Origin of the sequence: Streptomyces sp. MI02-7b (assembly GCF_033793585.1) — a bacterium.
GTDB lineage: Bacteria > Actinomycetota > Actinomycetes > Streptomycetales > Streptomycetaceae > Actinacidiphila.
This window is the reverse complement of the sequence record NZ_JARAWX010000018.1, coordinates 125,818-143,095: the sequence shown is the minus strand read 5'-3', so window position 1 is coordinate 143,095 and position 17,278 is coordinate 125,818. Positions and strand designations below refer to the sequence as shown.

The following is a 17,278-nucleotide window of genomic DNA, read 5'->3' as shown; positions in this document are numbered from 1 at the left end:
GTACAGAACATGCGAAAAGACGGCGAACATTCCCCGTTACCCCTCGGAGCGCGCCCCCCGAAAGTCACCCATAGGTGACCGCGAACAGGTTGGCACGGCAAACTGGCACAGTCGGCAGATCCGAAAGACCGGAACTGTCGTCTGCGGACACTGTTCCGGTTCGCGATGAACGATCGATATACGCGCTGTTCGCGAACGGCAGTCGGTACCTGGGGGCAGGCATGGGAAGCGGTACGGACCCCGGCGGAGCGCTGCGCTTCGCGGTCCTCGGCCCGGTGCGGGCCTGGCGCGGCGGACAGCCCGTCCCCGCCGGGCCGCCCCAGCAAAGGGCGCTCCTCGGCGCGTTGCTGCTGCGCGGCGGCCGCACCGCGACGGCGCAGGAACTGGTGGACGCCCTGTGGGGCGAGGAGCCCCCGCCCACCGCCCTGGCCGCGCTGCGCAGTTACGCCTTCCGGCTCCGCAAGGCCCTCGGCGCGGACGCCCTGGCCACCGTCGACGGCGGCTATCTCCTGCGCCCCGGCGACGACTTCGACCTCTTCCGCGCCGAACAGCACTGCTCCGCCGCGGAGAAGGCCCGCGGCGCCGGCGACCCGGCCGCGGCGCGCGCCGAACTGCGCTCGGCCCTGGCCCTGTTCGACGGCGAGCCGCTGGCGGGGCTGCCCGGCCCGTACGCCGAGACCCAGCGCATCCGGCTGCTGGAATGGCGGCTGCAGATCACCGAGACCTGCCTGGACCTGGACCTCCAGGCGGGCTGCCACGCCGAGGCCGTCTCCGAGCTGACCGTGCTGTCCGCGGAGCACCCGCTGCGCGAGCGGCCGCGCGCCCTGCTGATGCTGGCGCTGTACCGCGGTGGGCGGCAGGCCGAGGCGCTGGGCGTCTTCGCCGACACCCGAAGACTGCTCGACGACGAGCTGGGCGTCGATCCCGGCACCGAGCTCACCGACCTCCACCAGCGCATCCTGGAGGCCGACCCCGCGCTGCTGCCGCCGCCCGTGCCGCAGGCCGAGTCGGCCGCCGAGCCGGTGCGCCCGGCACAGCTTCCCGCCACCGTCGCGGACTTCACCGGTCGCGCCGCCTTCGTCCGCGAACTCGGCGACCGTCTGGCCGGCGCCTCCGCCGAGGGCGGCGTCATGGCGGTCTCGGCCGTCGCCGGCATCGGCGGCGTCGGCAAGACCACGCTCGCCGTCCACGTCGCGCACGCCGTCGCGGGGGTCTTCCCCGACGGGCAGCTCTACGTCGACCTGCAGGGCACCGGCCCCCGCCCCACCGAGCCGGAGACGGTGCTCGCGTCCTTCCTGCGCTCGCTCGGCGTCACCGACGCCGCCATCCCCGAGTCCCTGGCCGACCGGGCCGCGCTCTACCGCTCCACGCTCGCCGGCCGGCGCGTGCTGGCCCTGCTGGACAACGCCCACGACGCCGCCCAGATCCGCCACCTGCTGCCCGGCACGCCCGGCTGCGCCGCGCTGATCACCAGCCGGGCCCGGATGGTCGACCTGGCGGGGGCGCATCTGGTCGACCTCGACGTCATGAGCCCCGAGGAGGCGCTGCAGCTCTTCACCCGCATCGTGGGCGAGGAGCGCGTCGCCGGCGAACGCCAGGCCGCCCTCGACGTCGTCGGCGCCTGCGGCTTCCTGCCGCTCGCCATCCGCATCGCCGCGTCCCGCCTGGCCACCCGGCGTACCTGGACGGTCGCCTTCCTCGCCCGCAAGCTCAGCGACGAACGCCGCCGCCTGGACGAACTCAAGGCCGGCGACCTCGCCGTCAAGGCCACCTTCGAACTCGGCTACGGCCAGCTCACCCCGCAACAGGCCCGCGCCTTCCGCCTGCTGGCCCTCGCCGACGGCCCGGACATCTCCCTGGACGCGGGGGCGGCCGTCCTCGACATGGACGTCTACGACGCGGAGGAACTGCTCGAGGCCCTGGTCGACATCAGTCTCATCAAGTCCGCCGGGCCCGCCCGCTACCGCTTCCACGACCTCCTGCGCCTGTACGCCCGCGACTGCGCCGAACGCCACGAGGGCGACGACGCCCGCTGCGCGGCCCTGTCCCGGCTGCTCGACTTCTACCTCGCCTCGGCCGCCCGCACGTACGAGCTGGAGAACCCCGGCGACCGCGTCCTGGACCACCTCAGCCCGGTCGGCCGCCCCGGCCTGGTCTTCGCGTCCCGCCAGGAGGGCCTCGACTGGCTCTTCGACGAGGCGCCCAGCCTGCTCGCCACCGTCCAGCAGGCCGCGGGCGGTGGCTGCGAGGGTCCGATGCGGCGGGCCGTGGACCTGCTCTTCACCGCCCAGGACCTGATGGAGTCCGGCATCTACGCGCGCCAATTCGAGCAGTCCACGCGCGCCCTCGTCGCCACGTCGAGCGCCTGCGGCGAGCCGCTCGTGGAGGGCAGGGCCCGCGTGCTGCTCGGTCAGCTCAACTGGCTGACGGGCCGTTTCGAGGAGGCCGATCGCGAGGCGGAACGTGCCCAGGTGCTCGGACTCGCCGCCGGGGACCTGCTCACCGCGAGCTACGCGCCCAACCTGCGCGGCATGATCGCGCTGGCGACGCGCCGCTTCCAGGAATGCGCCGACTACCACGCGACAGCGATCGCGGCCTTCGAGGCCGACGGCAACCGGCAGGGAGGCGCCGCCGCGCTCAGCAACCTCTCGCGTGCCCAGGTCGAGTTGGAGGACACGCCCTCGGCCATCGACTCCGCCGAGAAGGCACTGGCGATCTACCGCGAACTGGGGGCCGGTTTCCGGCTGGGCAACGGCCTGTACGCGCTGGCCATCGCGCTGGCGGCCGCCGAGCGTCACGCGGAGGCGCTCGCCCGCCTGGGCGAGGCCCTGGCGCTCTTCCGCGACGCCCGGCAGCAGTTCTGGGAGGGCATGACCCTCTTCCGCATGGCGGAGGTCCACTTGGCCGCCAAAGCCCACCGGCAGTCCGCTTCCGTCGCCGAACAGTCGCTGGTCCTGTTGCGGAACGTGGGCGGCACGATGCGGCAGGCGACCGCCCTCACGGTGCTCGGCAAGGCGCTCGCCGGTATCGGCCAGAGCGACCGGGCCCGCGCCTGCTGGTACGACGCGTTGCAGCACTTCACCGCCCTGGGATCCCCGGAGGCGGGCGAGGTCCGGCGCCTGCTGGGCGGCCCCTCGGAGTCCGCGGTCGCCATCTGACGTCCCGTCCACGCAACACCACCGGCACAGGACATCAACAGTTCCGTTTATCGGTTGATTATCGGACCCTGTCACGATTCCATCAGTGCGAGAAGCACCCGCCTGGTGACGCACGGGGGTCGTCGCCAGGCGGGCTTCGCAGCAACCGGTTTCCGTGAGGACGAAGGAGACAGCATGAGCGAGGCCACGCCCGAGACCGGCACGGTGGACGAGGAGCAGCAGGTCCCCGTCACGGAGGACGAGACGACCGAGGAGCCCACCACCAAGGACGACGGCACCGTCAAGCCCGACAACTGGCACTCCTCCTGAGACAAGCCGTTCAGGGGGGACACGGGGGACGCACGACGGCCGGGGAGGCCGCGGGGGGAAGCACCGCCGAGGGGGAGCAGGACCCAGGACGCACCGGGGGGAGCGTCACGGGGGGAACAGGACCCAGGACGCACCGGGGGGAGCGTCACGGGGGGAACAGCACGGGGAACAGGACCGACTGCGGCGTGGAGGGGGCGCCGCAGTCGGTCCTTGTCGTGCGCCGGGCGCCACCGGGAGTCCGGCCGGACGCGGCACTTGCGGCCCACTGGCCCCAACACGATAGGTTTGCCAGGCCCGTTGGCCCCACGCACGATGTGCGCTCAGGGGCCGGCCCGCCGCACACCCTTGTACGAATGTGACCACCGGGACCAGCACCCGGCTTCCCCACGGAGGCGTCATGAAGCTCGTACGCAAGGCTGCCGTCGTCCTCGCCGCTGTCGCGGCCGGAGTCCTCGTCGCGGCGCTCCCGGCCGCCGCCGCGGACAGCCCGGACAACTGGCACCAGACGATCGTGAGCCCCGACAACTGGCACTCCCCCTGATCACGGTCTCACCATCCGCGTGACCGAGTGTCCCTCCCGCCCGGCGGGAGGGACACGCACGTCTTCTCGTCGGCGCAACTCACTTCGGGTGTAACGGATCCCCGGCACGCCAACGCATCAGATGTTGTGCGTACGCCGCAGTTGGTCGCCGAGGCCGCGGGGGAGCCGCGCGAGGCGGCCCGCGTCGATCACGGGCGTGGGGTCGATGGCGGCAGCCCTCCGCTGCGGGAGCACGACGGGGGCCTGCCGCCCTTGGCCGGCCGTGGCCTGCTCGTGCTCGTACTGCCGGGGTGTCGCCATGACGTTGTCCCTTCGTCGGTGCGGGACGCGTCCGTGGGCCCGCGGGCAGGGCGGGCGCGTCCGGGAGGAGCCGAAAGGGCAACGCTCCTCACCGCCCGTACGTAACGGGCGGATCGGTCACAGGACCGGCACAGCGGGCCACGGGTCCCACGACCCCCCGCGTGGCGCCTGTGGCGTGTGGGGCGTAAGTTGCATAACGGCGGCCGTCGCCCGCCCCTTCCGTGTGAGGCAGCGACGGCCGCTCATCAGGCCGGGTGCCGGGCGGCACCGCGCGGCCGGCGGGCGAACCGCCCGCGGCCGCACGGGGCTCAGGCGCGACGCGTGGCCGCTTCCGTGCCCTTGACCGCGTTGAGGGCGTAGACGCAACGGTCCTTGCTGCTGGCGTAGACGACACCGTCGGCGACGACCGGGGAGCCGGTGATCTCGCCGCCCGTCTCCAGCTTCCAGCGCAACTGCCCGCCGCCGGCGTCGACGGTGTAGAGGCAGTGGTCCTTGGAACCGAAGTGGACGCGCCCGTCGGCAACGACGGGCGAGCCGACGATCTCGCCCTGCGCCGCGAAACGCCACTTCGGGGTGCCGGAGACCGCGTCGAGCGTGTAGAGCGCGCTGCCCGCGCCGAGCATGACGGAACCCCCCGCCACCAGCACGGGCTCGACGCTCTGCCGCTGCTCGGTGGCGACCCGCCAGCGGTCCCGCCCGTCGGCGGGGTCGAGGGCGTAGACGGTGCCGAGGTAGTCGGCGACGTAGACGCCGCCGCCGGAGACGCCGGGGCCCGGGACGTACGCGGGAGGCCCGAACATCACCGCGGGGGCGTCGAAGCGCCACCGCTCGGCGCCGCTTCGGGCGTCGAGCGCCAGCACGCGGTTGCCCGCGGTCGCGAACACCGAGCCGTCCTCGACGACCGGACGGGTCGGCATGGCGCCGCCGTCGCCGGTCGGGTACGACCACCGCTCGGCGCCGGTCGAGACGTCCAGCGCGTGCAGCCGGCCGCCGCCGTGGAAGTAGACGACGCCGCCGGTGATGCTCGGCCCCGACTCCGGGGTCTCGAACTCCGTCTGCGCGCCGCCGCGCTCCCAGCGCAGCCGTCCGCTCGACGCGTCCCAGACCTGGACGCCGCCGCCGCGCGTGCCGGTGACGACGCTGCCCGCCTCGGCCCTCAGCGAGTAGATCCAGCCGTCGACCCCCGTACGCCACCGCTCGGTGCCGTCGGCCGCGTCCAGGGCGTACAGGCTCGGCCCGTCGGAGCCGTGGATGCGGCCCTCGGAGACGGCCATCGTCCAGGCCACGTCGCGGGTCTTGAACTGCCGCCGCCCGGTGGCGACGTCGAGGGCGTGCACCTCGAAGGAGGTGACGTACAGCCGGCCCCCGGAGACGACGGGCGTGCCCCACACATCGTTGGACATGCGGAAACGCCACGGGCGCCACTCCCCGTGCGGTCCGGCGGGCGGCTGTGCCCCGCCGCCCTGGCCCTGACCGGGCACGGCCGCCGGGGCGCCCGCGGCACCGCCGCGGCCGGACCAGCCGAGTCCGTCGCCCGCCGGTGCCGCGGCGGTCTGGTTCCTGCGCTCCGCGACCCGCATCCCGGGCCCTATCGGCGCGGAACCCGCGAGCTGCACCGGGCCGCCGGGAGCCTCCGCGGGGGCCCTGGGGGGCTGTACGGGGGCCGCGGGCGGCTTGGCCGGCATCGGGGGCACCGCGGGCGCACCGAGGCCGCCAGGACCGCCTGCCCGGCCGCCGCTGCGCCGTTCCTCTATGAGGCCCACCGCCGCGGGCGGCAACCAGGCGGAGGCGGTGCCGGTGTCGTCGCCCGCCGAGGAGAACAGGTGCGGCGCCAGCTGCGCCTGAAGGTCCGCCGGGCTGGGCCGGCGCTCGGCCTCCATCCGCATGCAGGCCTCGATCAGCGGCCGCAGGTCCGACGGGAGCCCCGCCAGGTCCGGGCCCTCCCGCAGCAGCATGAAGACCGTCTCGACGGGGTTGGCGCCGTGGAAGGGCGCGTGCCCGGTGGCCGCGAAGACCAGCGTGGAGCCGAGCGAGAAGACGTCGCTCGCGCCGGTCACGCTGCGCGAGTCCTTCGCCTGCTCCGGCGACATGTACGCGGGTGTGCCCACGGCCACGTTCGTCATCGTCAGCCGCGTGTTGGACACCCCGCTCGCGATGCCGAAGTCGATCACGCGCGGGCCGTCCTCGACCACCAGCACGTTGGACGGCTTCATGTCGCGGTGGACCAGGCCCGCCCCGTGGATGGACTGCAGCGCCTCCGCGATACCGGCCGCCAGCCACCGCACGGCCTGGACGGGCAGCGGCCCGGACTCGTTGACGATCTCCTCGAGGGAGGGCGCGGGCACGAACGCCGTGGCCAGCCAGGGCACGGCGGCCCTGGGGTCGGCGTCGACCACCGCGGCCGTGTAGAAACCGCTCACCGCGCGGGCGGCCTCGACCTCACGGGCGAAGCGCACGCGGAACAGCTGGTCCTCGGCGAGCTCGGCGCGTACGGTCTTGATCGCCACGCGCCGACCGGACGCCGAGCGGGCGAGGTAGACCAGGCCCATGCCACCCGCGCCCAGCCGGCCCAGCACCTCGAAAGGGCCGATCCGTCTCGGATCGTGCTGCGTCAGCTGCTGCACCACTGCCCTGCCACCTCCCCGTGGGTTCCCCCCGTCCCGGGGTCGTCCCCTGATTCTTCCTGGGATGAGTATCAGTTGCGAACCCGGGGCGGTGTCGACACGCGATTACCTGAGATTCGCTTGCGGATCGGCCGTTTGTCAGGACGGCTTCTCGCCGACCGTCGTGGTGGGGTCGATGAGCCCGAACTGGGCTCCCTGGTCGTCGCTCACCAGCAGAAACCGGCCGAAAGGGGAGTCCAGCGGGCCGCGTGTGACGCGGCCGCCGAGCCGTACGACGGTCTCGGCGGCCCGGTCGGCGTCCTCGACGGCGAAATAGACGAGGATGTGCGGGGGCATCTCGTCGGGGTACCGCCCGCTCATCCGGAAGCGGCCGAGCACGGCGTTGGCGACCGCGACGTCCCGGCCCGCGGGGACGAAGATCCGGAAATCGGTGGCCGCGGCGTCCCCGGCGGCCCCGGTGCCGGCCTCGGACTTCTCGAAGATCTCCTTGCCGCGGTATCCGAAGACCTCCTCGTAGAAGGCGTCGGTCCTCGCGGCGTCACGGGTGAAGATCTCGGACCAGATGTAGGAGCCGGGTTGGCCGGTCGTCCCGAAGCCCGGGTGCGTGCCGGCCTGCCACCCCCCGAAGACCGCCCCGGTCGGGTCGGCCGCGGTCAGCATGGAGCCGAAGGACCCAACGGCCGCGGGTTCCATGATGAGTTGACCGCCGGCGTCGCGGATCCTGCGGGCCGTGTCCTGGATGTCGGACGAGGCGAGGTAGAGGTTCCAGACCGTCGGCATACGGCCGTCGGGCTTGGGCGACAGCGCGGCGACGTTCTTGCCGCCCGGACCGTACGCCTGGGTGTAGGAGGACCACTCCGGATCGGTCGCCCCGAAGCTCCAGCCGAGCAGCTCGCCGTAGAAGCGTTTTCCCGCCTCCAGGTCGTTGAGCATGGCGTCCGCCCAGCAGGGCACGCCGTCGGCGTATCCGGCCATCTGGTCCTCGATTCGTGTCGTGATTCGCGCGGTGATTCGCATGGATCGACGGAGTGTCTGACTTGACACGTTATCGGCCGATCCTCAACCCCGCCCGAGGAAAAATCGAACACATGGCCTTCCCCATTTGCAGGCACCGAATCGCGCGCTGATCACCAGCCCGTAAACTGACGGCATGACAGGACAAGTTCGCACCGTCGACGGCCGTGTGGCAGGACGTCGGGGTCAGGCGACGCGGCAGAAGCTGCTCGACTGCCTCAGCGAAATGCTCAGCACGTCGCCGTACCGGGACGTCAAGGTCATCGACGTCGCCCGGATGGCGGGTACCTCCCCCGCAACGTTCTACCAATACTTCCCCGACGTCGAGGGCGCCGTGCTCGAGCTTGCCGAGGAGATGGCCAAGGAGGGCGCCGCGTTGACGGACCTCGTGGCCGGTCGCTCCTGGGTCGGCAAGGCCGGGGCCACCGCGGCGGAGGAACTCGTCGAGGGCTTCCTCTCCTTCTGGCGCAAGCACGACGCCATCCTGCGGGTCGTGGATCTGGGTGCGGCCGAAGGGGACAAGCGGTTCTACAAGATCCGCATGAAGATCCTCAACCCCCTCACCAACTCCCTTTCGGATTCGGTCAAGGAGCTCCAGAGCAAGGGCCGGGTCGACAAGGACATCACTCCGGCAGCCGTCGCCGGGTCCCTCGTGGCCATGCTCGCGGCGGTCGCCGGGCACCAGAAGGGCTTCCAGAGCTGGGGCGTCAAACAGGCCGAGTTGAAGCCGAATCTGGCACTGCTCGTGCACCTGGGAGTGACGGGCAAGAAGCCGACCCGCTGATTCCCGCCGCTCGCGGCCCTTTTTATGTCCTTGCCACGTAGTCCTGCCTGCACTGACGCGGGCGCCGACCGGTCCTCGGGGGAGGTTGCCGGAACGGCGCCCGCGTTTCATTTCTCCGCGGTCCCCGCGGTCCCCGGGGATCGCGCGACGGCAGCGCCGCGTGCGGCCGCGCCGGGGGCACCCGTTCGGTCGAGCGAGGGGCGCGCCGGCGCGCGGGGCCCGCGGTCGCCTCAGGCCCGGGAGGCGGGCGGGCGGTCCGTGGCGAGGCGGCTGTGCAGGTGCACGTCGCGCAGCCGGCCGGAGATGTCGACCATCGCCCCGCGCAGGACACCCTCCAGGGGGTAGCCGCAGCGTCCGGCGACGGCGCAGGAGGGCTCGTTGCCGACCGCGTGGCCGAGTTCCAGGCGGTGGAGGCCGAGGTCGCGGAAGGACCAGCGGGTGACGGTCTCCAGGGCCCGGGAGGCGACCCCGCGGCCGCGCGCCTCGGGGAGCAGCCAGTAACTGACGCGGGCGGTACGCATCGGCCGGTCGATCATGCCGATGGCGGCCTGCCCGAGCACGGCGCCGTCCTCGGTCACCGCGAAGGAGGCGAGGTCGCCCGCACCCCACCCCTCGCGCCGCCGGCGCAGGAAGTCGCGCGCGCCGCTCTCGTCCGGCCGGGGCACGACCGCGGAGTTCCAGCGCCGGAAGTCCGGGTCGCTCAGACCGCGCAGGGCCGCGGCGAAATCGCCCGGGGTGTCCTCCCAGGGCCTGAGCAGCAGGCCGAAGGCCTGCAACTCGACGGGTGCCAGCACGGGTTCCTGCACGGCCACATTCAACCAACCGCCGCGGGCAGCCGGACGGGGGGTCCGTGCTGCTGCCCGGCGACCCCGCCGGACAGCCGAAGTCCCCCGTGACGGTGCACCAATTGGCCGGATACGGGTACTCCTTGGCAAGGTGCCGGCGGCGAAGCGCGCTACCTTCCGGAGTGACCTCGCCCCCGGCCAGCCACAGGAGTACGACATGACCGACCCCTCCGCCTCCGCCGTCGCCCCGATACCGGGCGCGGCCGCACCGGACGCCATCGTCATCGGCGCCGGGCCCGGCGGGCTGGCCGTGGCGGCCTCACTGCGGCACCGCGGCGTACGCACCCTGGTCGTCGAACGCTCCGGCGCCGTGGGGGCGTCCTGGCGCGGCCACTACGAACGGCTGCATCTGCACACCACGAGACGGCTGTCCGCGCTGCCGGGCCTGGCCATCCCGCGGTCCTACGGCCGCTGGGTGGGCCGTGACGACCTGGTGCGCTACCTGGAGCAGTACGCGCAGTTCCACGACCTCGACGTCGCCACCGGGATCGAGGTGTCCCGCATCGAGCGCATGGAGGACCCCGCGGCGGGCTGGGCGCTCCCGGCCACCGGCGGCCGCAAGCTGACCGCCCGCAGCGTCGTGGTCGCCACCGGCTTCAACCACACCCCGCACCTGCCGGACTGGCCCGGCCTCGACACCTTCGACGGCGAGCTGCTGCACGCGTCCGGCTACCGCAACGGCACGGCCTACGCGGGCCGGGACGTCCTCGTCGTGGGCGTCGGCAACACCGGCGCCGAGATCGCCGTCGACCTGGTGGAGGCCGGGGCGGCCCGGGTGCGCCTGGCGGTGCGCACCCCTCCGCACATCATGCGCCGCTCCACGGCCGGGTGGCCCGCGCAGCGCACCGGCATCATGGTGCGCCGCCTGCCGACGCGGCTGGTGGACGGCATCGCGCCCTACGTGGAACGGCTCTCGGTGCCCGATCTGTCGGCCCACGGAATGCCGCGCCCGCGGACCGGCCTGTACTCCCGGGTGCGCGAGGGCGCCATCCCGGTCCAGGACGTCGGGCTCATCGCCGCCGTGCAGGCGGGCAAGGTCGAACCGGTGGCCGCCGTCGAGGGCTTCGACGGCCGCGAGGTCCTGCTCGCCGACGGCACCCGGCTCACCCCGGAGGCCGTCGTCGCGGCGACCGGCTACCGGCGGGGCCTGGAACCGCTGGTCGGCCACCTCGGCGTGCTCGACGACCGCGGGCGGCCCTCGGTGCACGGCGGTCGCAGCCCCAAGAACGCGCCCGGCCTGTACTTCACCGGCTTCACCAACCCGATCAGCGGCAACCTCCGCGAAATGGCCATCGACGCACGACGGATCGCCAAATCCGTTGCCAGACGGTAGCCGTACCGACACGGTGGGTATCGAAGGGGTGTGGGCGCCACGGCGTGCGCGCACACCGCGCACACCGCGCACACCGCGTACACGGATAGCAACGCGCCGTCCGCACCGGCGCTGTCCCGGCACCACCCCCGTTCCGGCGGACCGGCCGGCCCTCTCCCCCTCAGCCGGCCGGCCCGCCTTCCACGGCACCCGCGATCACGGGGCGGGGTCCTTCCTCAGCAGGTACAGGATCGCCCGATCCGGGTCGCCCACTTCCTGGTAGAGCACCGGTCGGGCCTCGGTACCCCGTGACGACCATTGGCCCATCTCGGAGCCGCCGTCGCCGAAGGCCAGCGTGAGGCCGCCGGGCACCCCGCCCTCGTCCTCGTCGACGTACCGCCACGTCCCGGGTCCGGAACGGCTGACGTAGTGGCTGTACAGGCCCGACGCGTCCGCGTCGTACTCGCGGATGCCCTGCGCGGTGAAGGTGCCGTCGGCCGAGAACCGGATGACGCCGTCGAACTCGTCGTGCCAGGTACCCGCGTAGTCGGCGCCCGAGTCCAGGACCGGCGGCTCGTACTCCTTCACCAGGCCCGTCCCGTACGCCATCAGGCCGCCCGCGAAGACGACTCCGACCAGCGCGACGCCGACGACGGAGATCTGGAAGGCCACCTGCTTCCGGCGCGGCCATCCGGTCCTGCCCTGCGGGTTCGGGCGGACGGCGAAGAAGGAGGCGGCCAGCACCGGGGCGGCGCCGGCCGCGGCGATCCAGCACCACGCCGTCAGGTAGGGCAGCCCCGACGACGGGGCCGGCGCGGCGAGTACGGCGGCGAGCGCCACCTCGGCCGCGAGGCAGCACAGCGCACGGGGCAGCCCGGTGCGGCGCGACAGAGCGTGTCCGAGAGCGGCGGCGGGCAAGGCGTGCAGCAGGGAGGCGGCCACACCACCGGCCCAGAGGGCGACGAGCAGGACCGGGAACAGGCAGACGACGAGCCCGCCCCCGGACGGTCCGTAGGACGACTCCATTGCCGGGGCGGCGACCGTCCATACCGTCAGCGCCACCGCCCCCACCGCGCAGTAGGCCGTGACGGCTGCCGCCCTCCCGGCGTCGTCCCACGGACTGCCGGACTCTCTGCCGGGCACTCTCCCGGACGATCTCCCCCACCCCATGACGATCACGCTACGCCTGGGAGGGACGGCCGCCCGGCCGCCCCCAGGGGCCGGGCGGGTCCCTCAGGCGGCCAATGAGGCCGCCAGGGGCGTCTGGGGGGTGCCCCGGCGGATCACCAGCGCCATGAGCGCGGCGATCGCGCACAGCGCCCCGGAGGAGTACCAGACCATGTCGTAGGAGCCGAAGGCGTCGCGGGCCGCGCCGCCGAGGAAGGCCACCAGGGCCGCGCCGAGTTGGTGGGAGGCGAGGACCCAGCCGAACACGATGGCGCTGTCGGCACCGTAGAACTCACGGCACAGGGCGATGGTCGGCGGGACCGTGGCGACCCAGTCGAGCCCGTAGAAGACGATGAACAGCACCATGGGCGGCCGCACGGTGCCCGCCATGAGCACCGGCAGGAACATCAGCGACAGTCCGCGCAGCCCGTAGTAGGTGGCGAGCAGGCGCCGTGGGCTGAAGCGGTCGGTGAACCAGCCGGAGGCGACCGTACCGGCGATGTCGAAGACACCGATGACGGCGAGCAGCGACGCGGCGGCCGTCACCGGCATGCCGTGGTCGTGGGCGGCGGGGACGAAGTGCGTCTTGACCAGTCCGTTCGTCGACGCCCCGCAGATCGCGAAGGTGCCCGCGAGCAGCCAGAACGGCCCGCCCTTCGCGGCCCCGGCCAGCGCCCGCAGGGCACGGACGGCCGCGCCGGTCACCGGGGGCGGCTTGGGCACGAACCGCGCCGCGCCGTAGGGCGCGAGCCCGACGTCGGCCGGGTGGTCGCGCAGCAGCAGCCACACGAAGGGCGCGACCAGCAGCGCGGCACCGGCGACGGTGAGCGTGGCGGAACGCCAGCCCGCGTGCTCGACGATCACGGACAGCACCGGCAGGAAGACCAGTTGGCCGGCCGCGCCCGCCGCCGTCAGGATGCCGGTGACCAGGCCGCGGCGCTTGTCGAACCAGCGGTTGGTGACGGTGGTGGCGAAGGCCAGCGCCATGGAGCCGCTGCCCAGTCCGACGAGCACGCCCCAGAGCAGGACCAACTGCCAGCTCTGCCGCATGAAGACGGTCAGGCCCGCGCCGGTGGCGATCGCGAGGAGCGCGACGACGACCACCCGGCGCATGCCGAACCGGTCCATCAGCGCGGCGGCGAACGGCGCGGTGAGGCCGTACAGCGCCAGGTTCACCGACACCGCGAACCCGATCATGCCGCGCGACCAGCCGAACTCGCTGTGCAGCGGCTCGATCAGCAGACCGGGCAGGGAGGCGAAGCCCGCCGCGCCGACGAGCGTGACGAAGCCGGCGACGGCGACGTACCAGGCGCGGTGCACACGGGGCCCGCGCGACGGACGGGGGGCAGGGAGGGCGAGGTCCCTCAGGGGCTGGGCGGGAAGCTCCGGAGTCTGCGTCACCAGACGAGCATCCGGCACGGGTTCGCCCGCAACGAGTGGCCGGATGGCCATGATGTGGAAGGATCGGGCCATGGCCGCGCCCTTGGAGACCGACGTACCCGCCGCAGGACCCGACCCGGAGCCCGCCACGGAACCCGCCACGGAGCCGACCACCCCGGTGAAGCGGCACCGCGTCGCCGTTCTGGTGCAGCACGGGGTCATCCCGTTCGAACTCGGCATCCCCCACCGCATCTTCGGCGGAGCGAGAACCCCCGACGGCACGGACCTGTACGAGGTGCGCACCTGCACCCCGGGCGGCCCCGGCCTCGTACGCGCCGAAGCCGACTTCGAGATCGCCGTCCCCCACGGTCCGGAGATCCTGGAGGAGGCCGACACCGTCATCGTCCCGGCGGCGCACGAGCACGACAGCGCCCACTCCGACGGCCGGCTCTCCCCCGGCCTCGCGGCGGCCTTCGCCCGCATCCGCCCGGGCGCCCGGCTGGTCTCCATCTGCACCGGCTCGTACTTCCTCGCCGCGGCCGGCTACCTCGACGGGCTGCGCGCCACCACGCACTGGTCCAGCACCGAGCACTTCCAGCGCCTCTACCCCCGGGTACGGGTGGAGCCGGACGTCCTGTACGTCGACAACGGGCACATCCTGACCTCGGCGGGCGTCGCCTCCGGCATCGACCTGTGCCTGTACCTCCTGCGCCGTGACCACGGCTCCGCCGTCGCCAACGCCAGTGCCCGGCGCACCGTCGTGCCGCCGCACCGCGAGGGCGGCCAGGCCCAGTACGTCCAGCGGCCCGTCCCGGAACCGCAACTGGCCACGACGGCGACCGCGCGGGCGTGGGCGCTGAGCCGTCTGGACCGCCCGCTGACCCTGCGGGAGCTGGCCGGGAAGGAGTCGATGAGCGTGCGCACCTTCACCCGCAGGTTCCGCGAGGAGGTCGGGATCAGCCCCGGTCAGTGGCTGGTGCAGCAGCGCGTCGAACGGGCCCGGCACCTGCTGGAGTCCAGCGACCTGTCGGTCGACCAGGTCGCCCGCGACGCGGGGTTCGGCACCGCGGCCTCGATGCGGCAGCACCTGCAGGCGGCGCTCGGCGTCTCGCCGACCGCCTACCGGCGCACCTTCCGGGACACGGCGGCCGGCTGAGGCCCCTGCGTGCGCAGAGGGCGGGGGCGCCTCCGGGGGAGCCGCGGACGTACCGCTGCGGTCCTCAGAACGCCGGGCGGCCGATCAGCCCGCCGGTCGCCTGCGGCGGCACGATCGCCTGCCCCCGGGCGCAGCGGTCGATCTCGCACCAGATCTGCTTGCCCGCGCCCTCGCGCTGCCAGCCCCAGCGGTCCGCCAGGCCGTCCACGAGTTCCAGGCCGCGTCCGCCCGTCTCGTCCTTGTCCGCGTGCCGCGGTCGCGGCGGGGCGTCGCTGGCGTCGGCCACCTCGACCCGCACGGTGTCGCTCTCCTGGCCCTGCGAGGCACCGGAGGACCGGAAGAGCATCCGCAGTACCGCGGGGCAGCCCGTGTGGACCACCGCGTTGGTGACCAGTTCGGAGATCAGCAGGATCAACGTCTCCGCGACGGGCTCGTCGGCCCCTATGCCGGAGCCGACCAGACGCGAGCGCGCCCAGCTGCGGGCCCGGCCCACCTCGGCCGGGTCGGGACCTACCTCTAGCTGAACCTGGAGCATCTGCACTGCTCACACCATCCGAACCGGCGGACTCATCGCCTCGCGCCTCGGCAAGGTCACCAAGCGTGACCCCTTCGCGACACAGCATGATTGACCGACAGTCACCCCAACAAGCGCTTCGGGCATATTCCAGCGCGAAGAGGGAGGGGTGCTGCATACTGTGCGGGGCTCATTACGGGGCGAATACGCACAGCCCGACGTCGGTCGCCTGCCCGGCCCTTGGGCCGCGCTTCGACCGCTCACGTCGCGCTCCTGCACCACACGCACCCGATGGAGCGTACCCGAGGCGACGCCCGACTCCGTGGCGTGACGAGTCACGCCTCGGACACAACCCGATATCGACACTGGTCACCACTTATCCCTGACGAATCCGACATACCTCACTAAATGCCGCAAGGCGCATTATGGCCGGACGCTCCGCGTGCGCCGTCTCACCGTCCGCGACGGGCCGTCCCGCGCTCCCGAACCCCTGCCCGTTTCCCGCGCGGATGCACCTCCGGCCCGTACCGGAGTGGGAAGCGAGGGCGGAACCGCGCGCCGCGGGCCGCCGCGCGAGGGCGTCCATCTGCCGGCCGCGGACGTGCTTTACGAAAGCGTGAGGCATGGCCGGCGCAAAGCCGCGTACCCTCCTCCGCAAGAGATCCGGAGGGAATGGGGCACGGTGGGCGCACAGGACGACCGGGACCGAACGCAGGATGTCCTGGACGAGGACCTGAACGATCCTCAGGTGCGGCTGCGCCTTGGCGAGGCCGCTCTCGACGCGGGCGAACTCATGGAGGCCCGCGCCCACTTCGAGAACGCCGGGCGTCTCTTCGACGCCGACCCCGAGGCGGCCCCGGCCCGCCGGGCCACCGCGCTGCGCGGCCGGGCGGTCTCGCACCTGCTGGCCGGCGAGGTGCGGTACGCCTCCCACCTGCTGGAAGAGGGCATCGCACGGCTGGAGACGGAGGCGGCGTCCAGCGGCCGGCCCGATCCCGACGCCCTGTTGATGCTGCACGTCGCGGCGATCGGCCCGTACACCGACCTGGGTGCCTACGCCCGTGCCGCGCACGCCGCGGAGCAGGCCCTCAACCTCGCCCCCGACGCGGCCGACCCGGCCCTCGTCGCGCTGATGCACCGCAGCATCGCCCGCACACTGATCGTCGCGGGACGCACCGGGGAGGCCGAGGCCTCGCTCGCCAAGGCCCAGGAGATCTTCCAGCGCCTGGAACTGCACACGGACCTGGCGCACTGCCACTGGATGCGCGGCTACGTCCACTCCCAGGACGGCGATCTGGAGCAGGCCGAGCGCGAACTGCGCACCGCCCGCGACATGCTGGCGGCCGGGCGCTCGGTGCTGTTCACCGTGCAGGTCGAGGTCGAACTCGCCGACGTGCTGCGCCGGCGCGGCAAGCCCACCGAGGCCGAGGAGATGCTGACCCGGCTGCTGGACCAGCTCGGCCCCTGGCGCGGCGCGGTCCACGCGGGCGGGGCGCACCGGTTGCTGGGGCTGCTCGCCGAGGAGCGGGGCGACCCGGAGGCCGCGGAGGAGCACTACGTCTCCGCCCTGGCCCTGCTGGAACGCGCGGGCGCGGCCGGGGACCTGGCGGACATCTGCCGGCTGCTGGGCGATCTGCTGCGGCGGGCCGGACGCGTGGAGGCCGCGCTGGACGCCTACCGCACGGGGCTCGGCCACCGCGCGGCGATCGGCACCACGACACTGGGCCCGGCTCCCGCGGACTCGTAGGACCTCCGGCGTGAGCGCCGGCGAGGGCGGGCGGCCGGCGCGTCAGGCCGACAGCGGCCCCGCCTCGTCGTCGGTCGCGGCCTCGATGTCGGGGAACACCTCGAACAGCCGCCGCACTCCCAGCGCGGCCAGCACCTTGTTGACGTGTGCGGCGTCGTTCCCCCGCACGTCGGAGGGCAGGATCAGCCGCAGCCGCCCCGCGCAGGAGCGCATCAGGCGGCGCGCGGCGATGAGCACGCCGACCCCGCTGGAGTCGCAGAAGTCCACACCGGCCAGGTCCAGTACGAGGCTGTGCCGTCCGTCGGCGACGGCGTCGTGCACGTGCTGCCGTACGGCGGGGGCGGTCACGAGGTCCAATTCGCCGGAAACGGTCAGGATCGTCCAGCCGTCCCGTTCGTCGTGCGTCACCTTCAACGCCACTGTCTGG

15 protein-coding genes are annotated in these 17,278 nt (G+C 73.3%); 7 read left to right on the top strand and 8 right to left on the bottom strand.

Going from position 1 to position 17,278, the window contains the following annotated elements; genetic code table 11:
- The first annotated feature begins 221 nt into the window (after positions 1 to 221).
- The 3 genes from PV364_RS27465 to PV364_RS27455 all read left to right on the top strand — a co-directional run bounded on the left by PV364_RS27465 (position 222) and on the right by PV364_RS27455 (position 4,008).
- Positions 222 to 3,158: an AfsR/SARP family transcriptional regulator gene (locus PV364_RS27465; protein WP_319663021.1), complete on the top strand. Its 2,937-nt coding sequence runs from the start codon at positions 222 to 224 to the stop codon at positions 3,156 to 3,158.
- Between the two features lie 174 nt (positions 3,159 to 3,332).
- Positions 3,333 to 3,467, top strand: a complete 135-nt coding sequence (locus tag PV364_RS27460; protein ID WP_319663020.1) for a hypothetical protein — start codon at positions 3,333 to 3,335, stop codon at positions 3,465 to 3,467.
- A 397-nt stretch (positions 3,468 to 3,864) separates the two neighbouring features.
- Positions 3,865 to 4,008: a hypothetical protein gene (locus PV364_RS27455; RefSeq protein ID WP_319663019.1), complete on the top strand. Its 144-nt coding sequence runs from the start codon at positions 3,865 to 3,867 to the stop codon at positions 4,006 to 4,008.
- 117 nt (positions 4,009 to 4,125) lie between these two features.
- Here the strand turns inward: PV364_RS27455 and PV364_RS27450 are convergent, their stop codons facing one another.
- The 3 genes from PV364_RS27450 to PV364_RS27440 form a co-directional block, all read right to left on the bottom strand.
- Positions 4,126 to 4,308, bottom strand: coding sequence for a hypothetical protein (locus PV364_RS27450; protein WP_319663018.1), 183 nt, complete (start codon positions 4,306 to 4,308; stop codon positions 4,126 to 4,128).
- Positions 4,309 to 4,616: 308 nt separating this feature from the next.
- The gene (locus PV364_RS27445) at positions 4,617 to 6,935 is read right to left on the bottom strand and encodes a serine/threonine-protein kinase (protein WP_319663017.1); all 2,319 of its coding nucleotides are present in this window, start codon (positions 6,933 to 6,935) and stop codon (positions 4,617 to 4,619) included.
- A gap of 135 nt (positions 6,936 to 7,070) precedes the next feature.
- Positions 7,071 to 7,949 carry a VOC family protein gene (locus PV364_RS27440; RefSeq protein ID WP_319663016.1) on the bottom strand — a complete coding sequence of 293 codons (879 nt, stop codon included), beginning with the start codon at positions 7,947 to 7,949 and terminating at the stop codon, positions 7,071 to 7,073.
- Positions 7,950 to 8,082: 133 nt separating this feature from the next.
- On the opposite strand from PV364_RS27440, the gene PV364_RS27435 reads away from it, so the two are divergent.
- Positions 8,083 to 8,730 (top strand): TetR/AcrR family transcriptional regulator, encoded by a 648-nt coding sequence (locus PV364_RS27435; RefSeq protein WP_319663015.1) that lies wholly within the window; start codon positions 8,083 to 8,085, stop codon positions 8,728 to 8,730.
- 230 nt (positions 8,731 to 8,960) lie between these two features.
- On the opposite strand, the gene PV364_RS27430 is transcribed toward PV364_RS27435, so the two are convergent.
- Positions 8,961 to 9,536: a GNAT family protein gene (locus PV364_RS27430; protein ID WP_319663014.1), complete on the bottom strand. Its 576-nt coding sequence runs from the start codon at positions 9,534 to 9,536 to the stop codon at positions 8,961 to 8,963.
- A 196-nt stretch (positions 9,537 to 9,732) separates the two neighbouring features.
- On the opposite strand from PV364_RS27430, the gene PV364_RS27425 reads away from it, so the two are divergent.
- Positions 9,733 to 10,908, top strand: coding sequence for an NAD(P)/FAD-dependent oxidoreductase (locus PV364_RS27425; protein WP_319663013.1), 1,176 nt, complete (start codon positions 9,733 to 9,735; stop codon positions 10,906 to 10,908).
- Positions 10,909 to 11,103: 195 nt separating this feature from the next.
- On the opposite strand, the gene PV364_RS27420 is transcribed toward PV364_RS27425, so the two are convergent.
- Both PV364_RS27420 and PV364_RS27415 read right to left on the bottom strand, forming a co-directional pair.
- Positions 11,104 to 12,030: a hypothetical protein gene (locus tag PV364_RS27420; protein ID WP_319663012.1), complete on the bottom strand. Its 927-nt coding sequence runs from the start codon at positions 12,028 to 12,030 to the stop codon at positions 11,104 to 11,106.
- Between the two features lie 90 nt (positions 12,031 to 12,120).
- Entirely contained in the window at positions 12,121 to 13,455 is a 1,335-nt protein-coding gene (locus tag PV364_RS27415; protein WP_319663011.1) for an MFS transporter, read from the bottom strand.
- Between the two features lie 70 nt (positions 13,456 to 13,525).
- On the opposite strand from PV364_RS27415, the gene PV364_RS27410 reads away from it, so the two are divergent.
- The gene (locus PV364_RS27410) at positions 13,526 to 14,590 is read left to right on the top strand and encodes a GlxA family transcriptional regulator (RefSeq protein ID WP_319663010.1); all 1,065 of its coding nucleotides are present in this window, start codon (positions 13,526 to 13,528) and stop codon (positions 14,588 to 14,590) included.
- A gap of 64 nt (positions 14,591 to 14,654) precedes the next feature.
- Here the strand turns inward: PV364_RS27410 and PV364_RS27405 are convergent, their stop codons facing one another.
- Entirely contained in the window at positions 14,655 to 15,131 is a 477-nt protein-coding gene (locus PV364_RS27405) for an ATP-binding protein (protein WP_319663009.1), read from the bottom strand.
- A gap of 574 nt (positions 15,132 to 15,705) precedes the next feature.
- Between PV364_RS27405 and PV364_RS27400 the strand changes: the two genes are divergently transcribed.
- A complete protein-coding gene (locus PV364_RS27400) occupies positions 15,706 to 16,851 on the top strand; it encodes a tetratricopeptide repeat protein (RefSeq protein ID WP_401973327.1) in 1,146 nt (381 codons plus the stop codon).
- 42 nt (positions 16,852 to 16,893) lie between these two features.
- Here the strand turns inward: PV364_RS27400 and PV364_RS27395 are convergent, their stop codons facing one another.
- Complete coding sequence (locus PV364_RS27395; RefSeq protein WP_319663007.1) at positions 16,894 to 17,271, bottom strand: STAS domain-containing protein; 378 nt, start codon at positions 17,269 to 17,271, stop codon at positions 16,894 to 16,896.
- Positions 17,272 to 17,278 lie beyond the last annotated feature (7 nt).

Excerpts from the sequence above, each read along its gene's own strand:
- PV364_RS27465 (WP_319663021.1), top strand. The coding sequence starts at position 222 with ATGGGAAGCGGTACGGACCCCGGCGGAGCGCTGCGCTTCGCGGTCCTC.
- PV364_RS27460 (WP_319663020.1), top strand. The coding sequence starts at position 3,333 with ATGAGCGAGGCCACGCCCGAGACCGGCACGGTGGACGAGGAGCAGCAG.
- PV364_RS27455 (WP_319663019.1), top strand. The coding sequence starts at position 3,865 with ATGAAGCTCGTACGCAAGGCTGCCGTCGTCCTCGCCGCTGTCGCGGCC.
- PV364_RS27450 (WP_319663018.1), bottom strand. The coding sequence starts at position 4,308 with ATGGCGACACCCCGGCAGTACGAGCACGAGCAGGCCACGGCCGGCCAA.
- PV364_RS27440 (WP_319663016.1), bottom strand. The coding sequence starts at position 7,949 with ATGCGAATCACCGCGCGAATCACGACACGAATCGAGGACCAGATGGCC.
- PV364_RS27435 (WP_319663015.1), top strand. The coding sequence starts at position 8,083 with ATGACAGGACAAGTTCGCACCGTCGACGGCCGTGTGGCAGGACGTCGG.
- PV364_RS27425 (WP_319663013.1), top strand. The coding sequence starts at position 9,733 with ATGACCGACCCCTCCGCCTCCGCCGTCGCCCCGATACCGGGCGCGGCC.
- PV364_RS27410 (WP_319663010.1), top strand. The coding sequence starts at position 13,526 with ATGGCCGCGCCCTTGGAGACCGACGTACCCGCCGCAGGACCCGACCCG.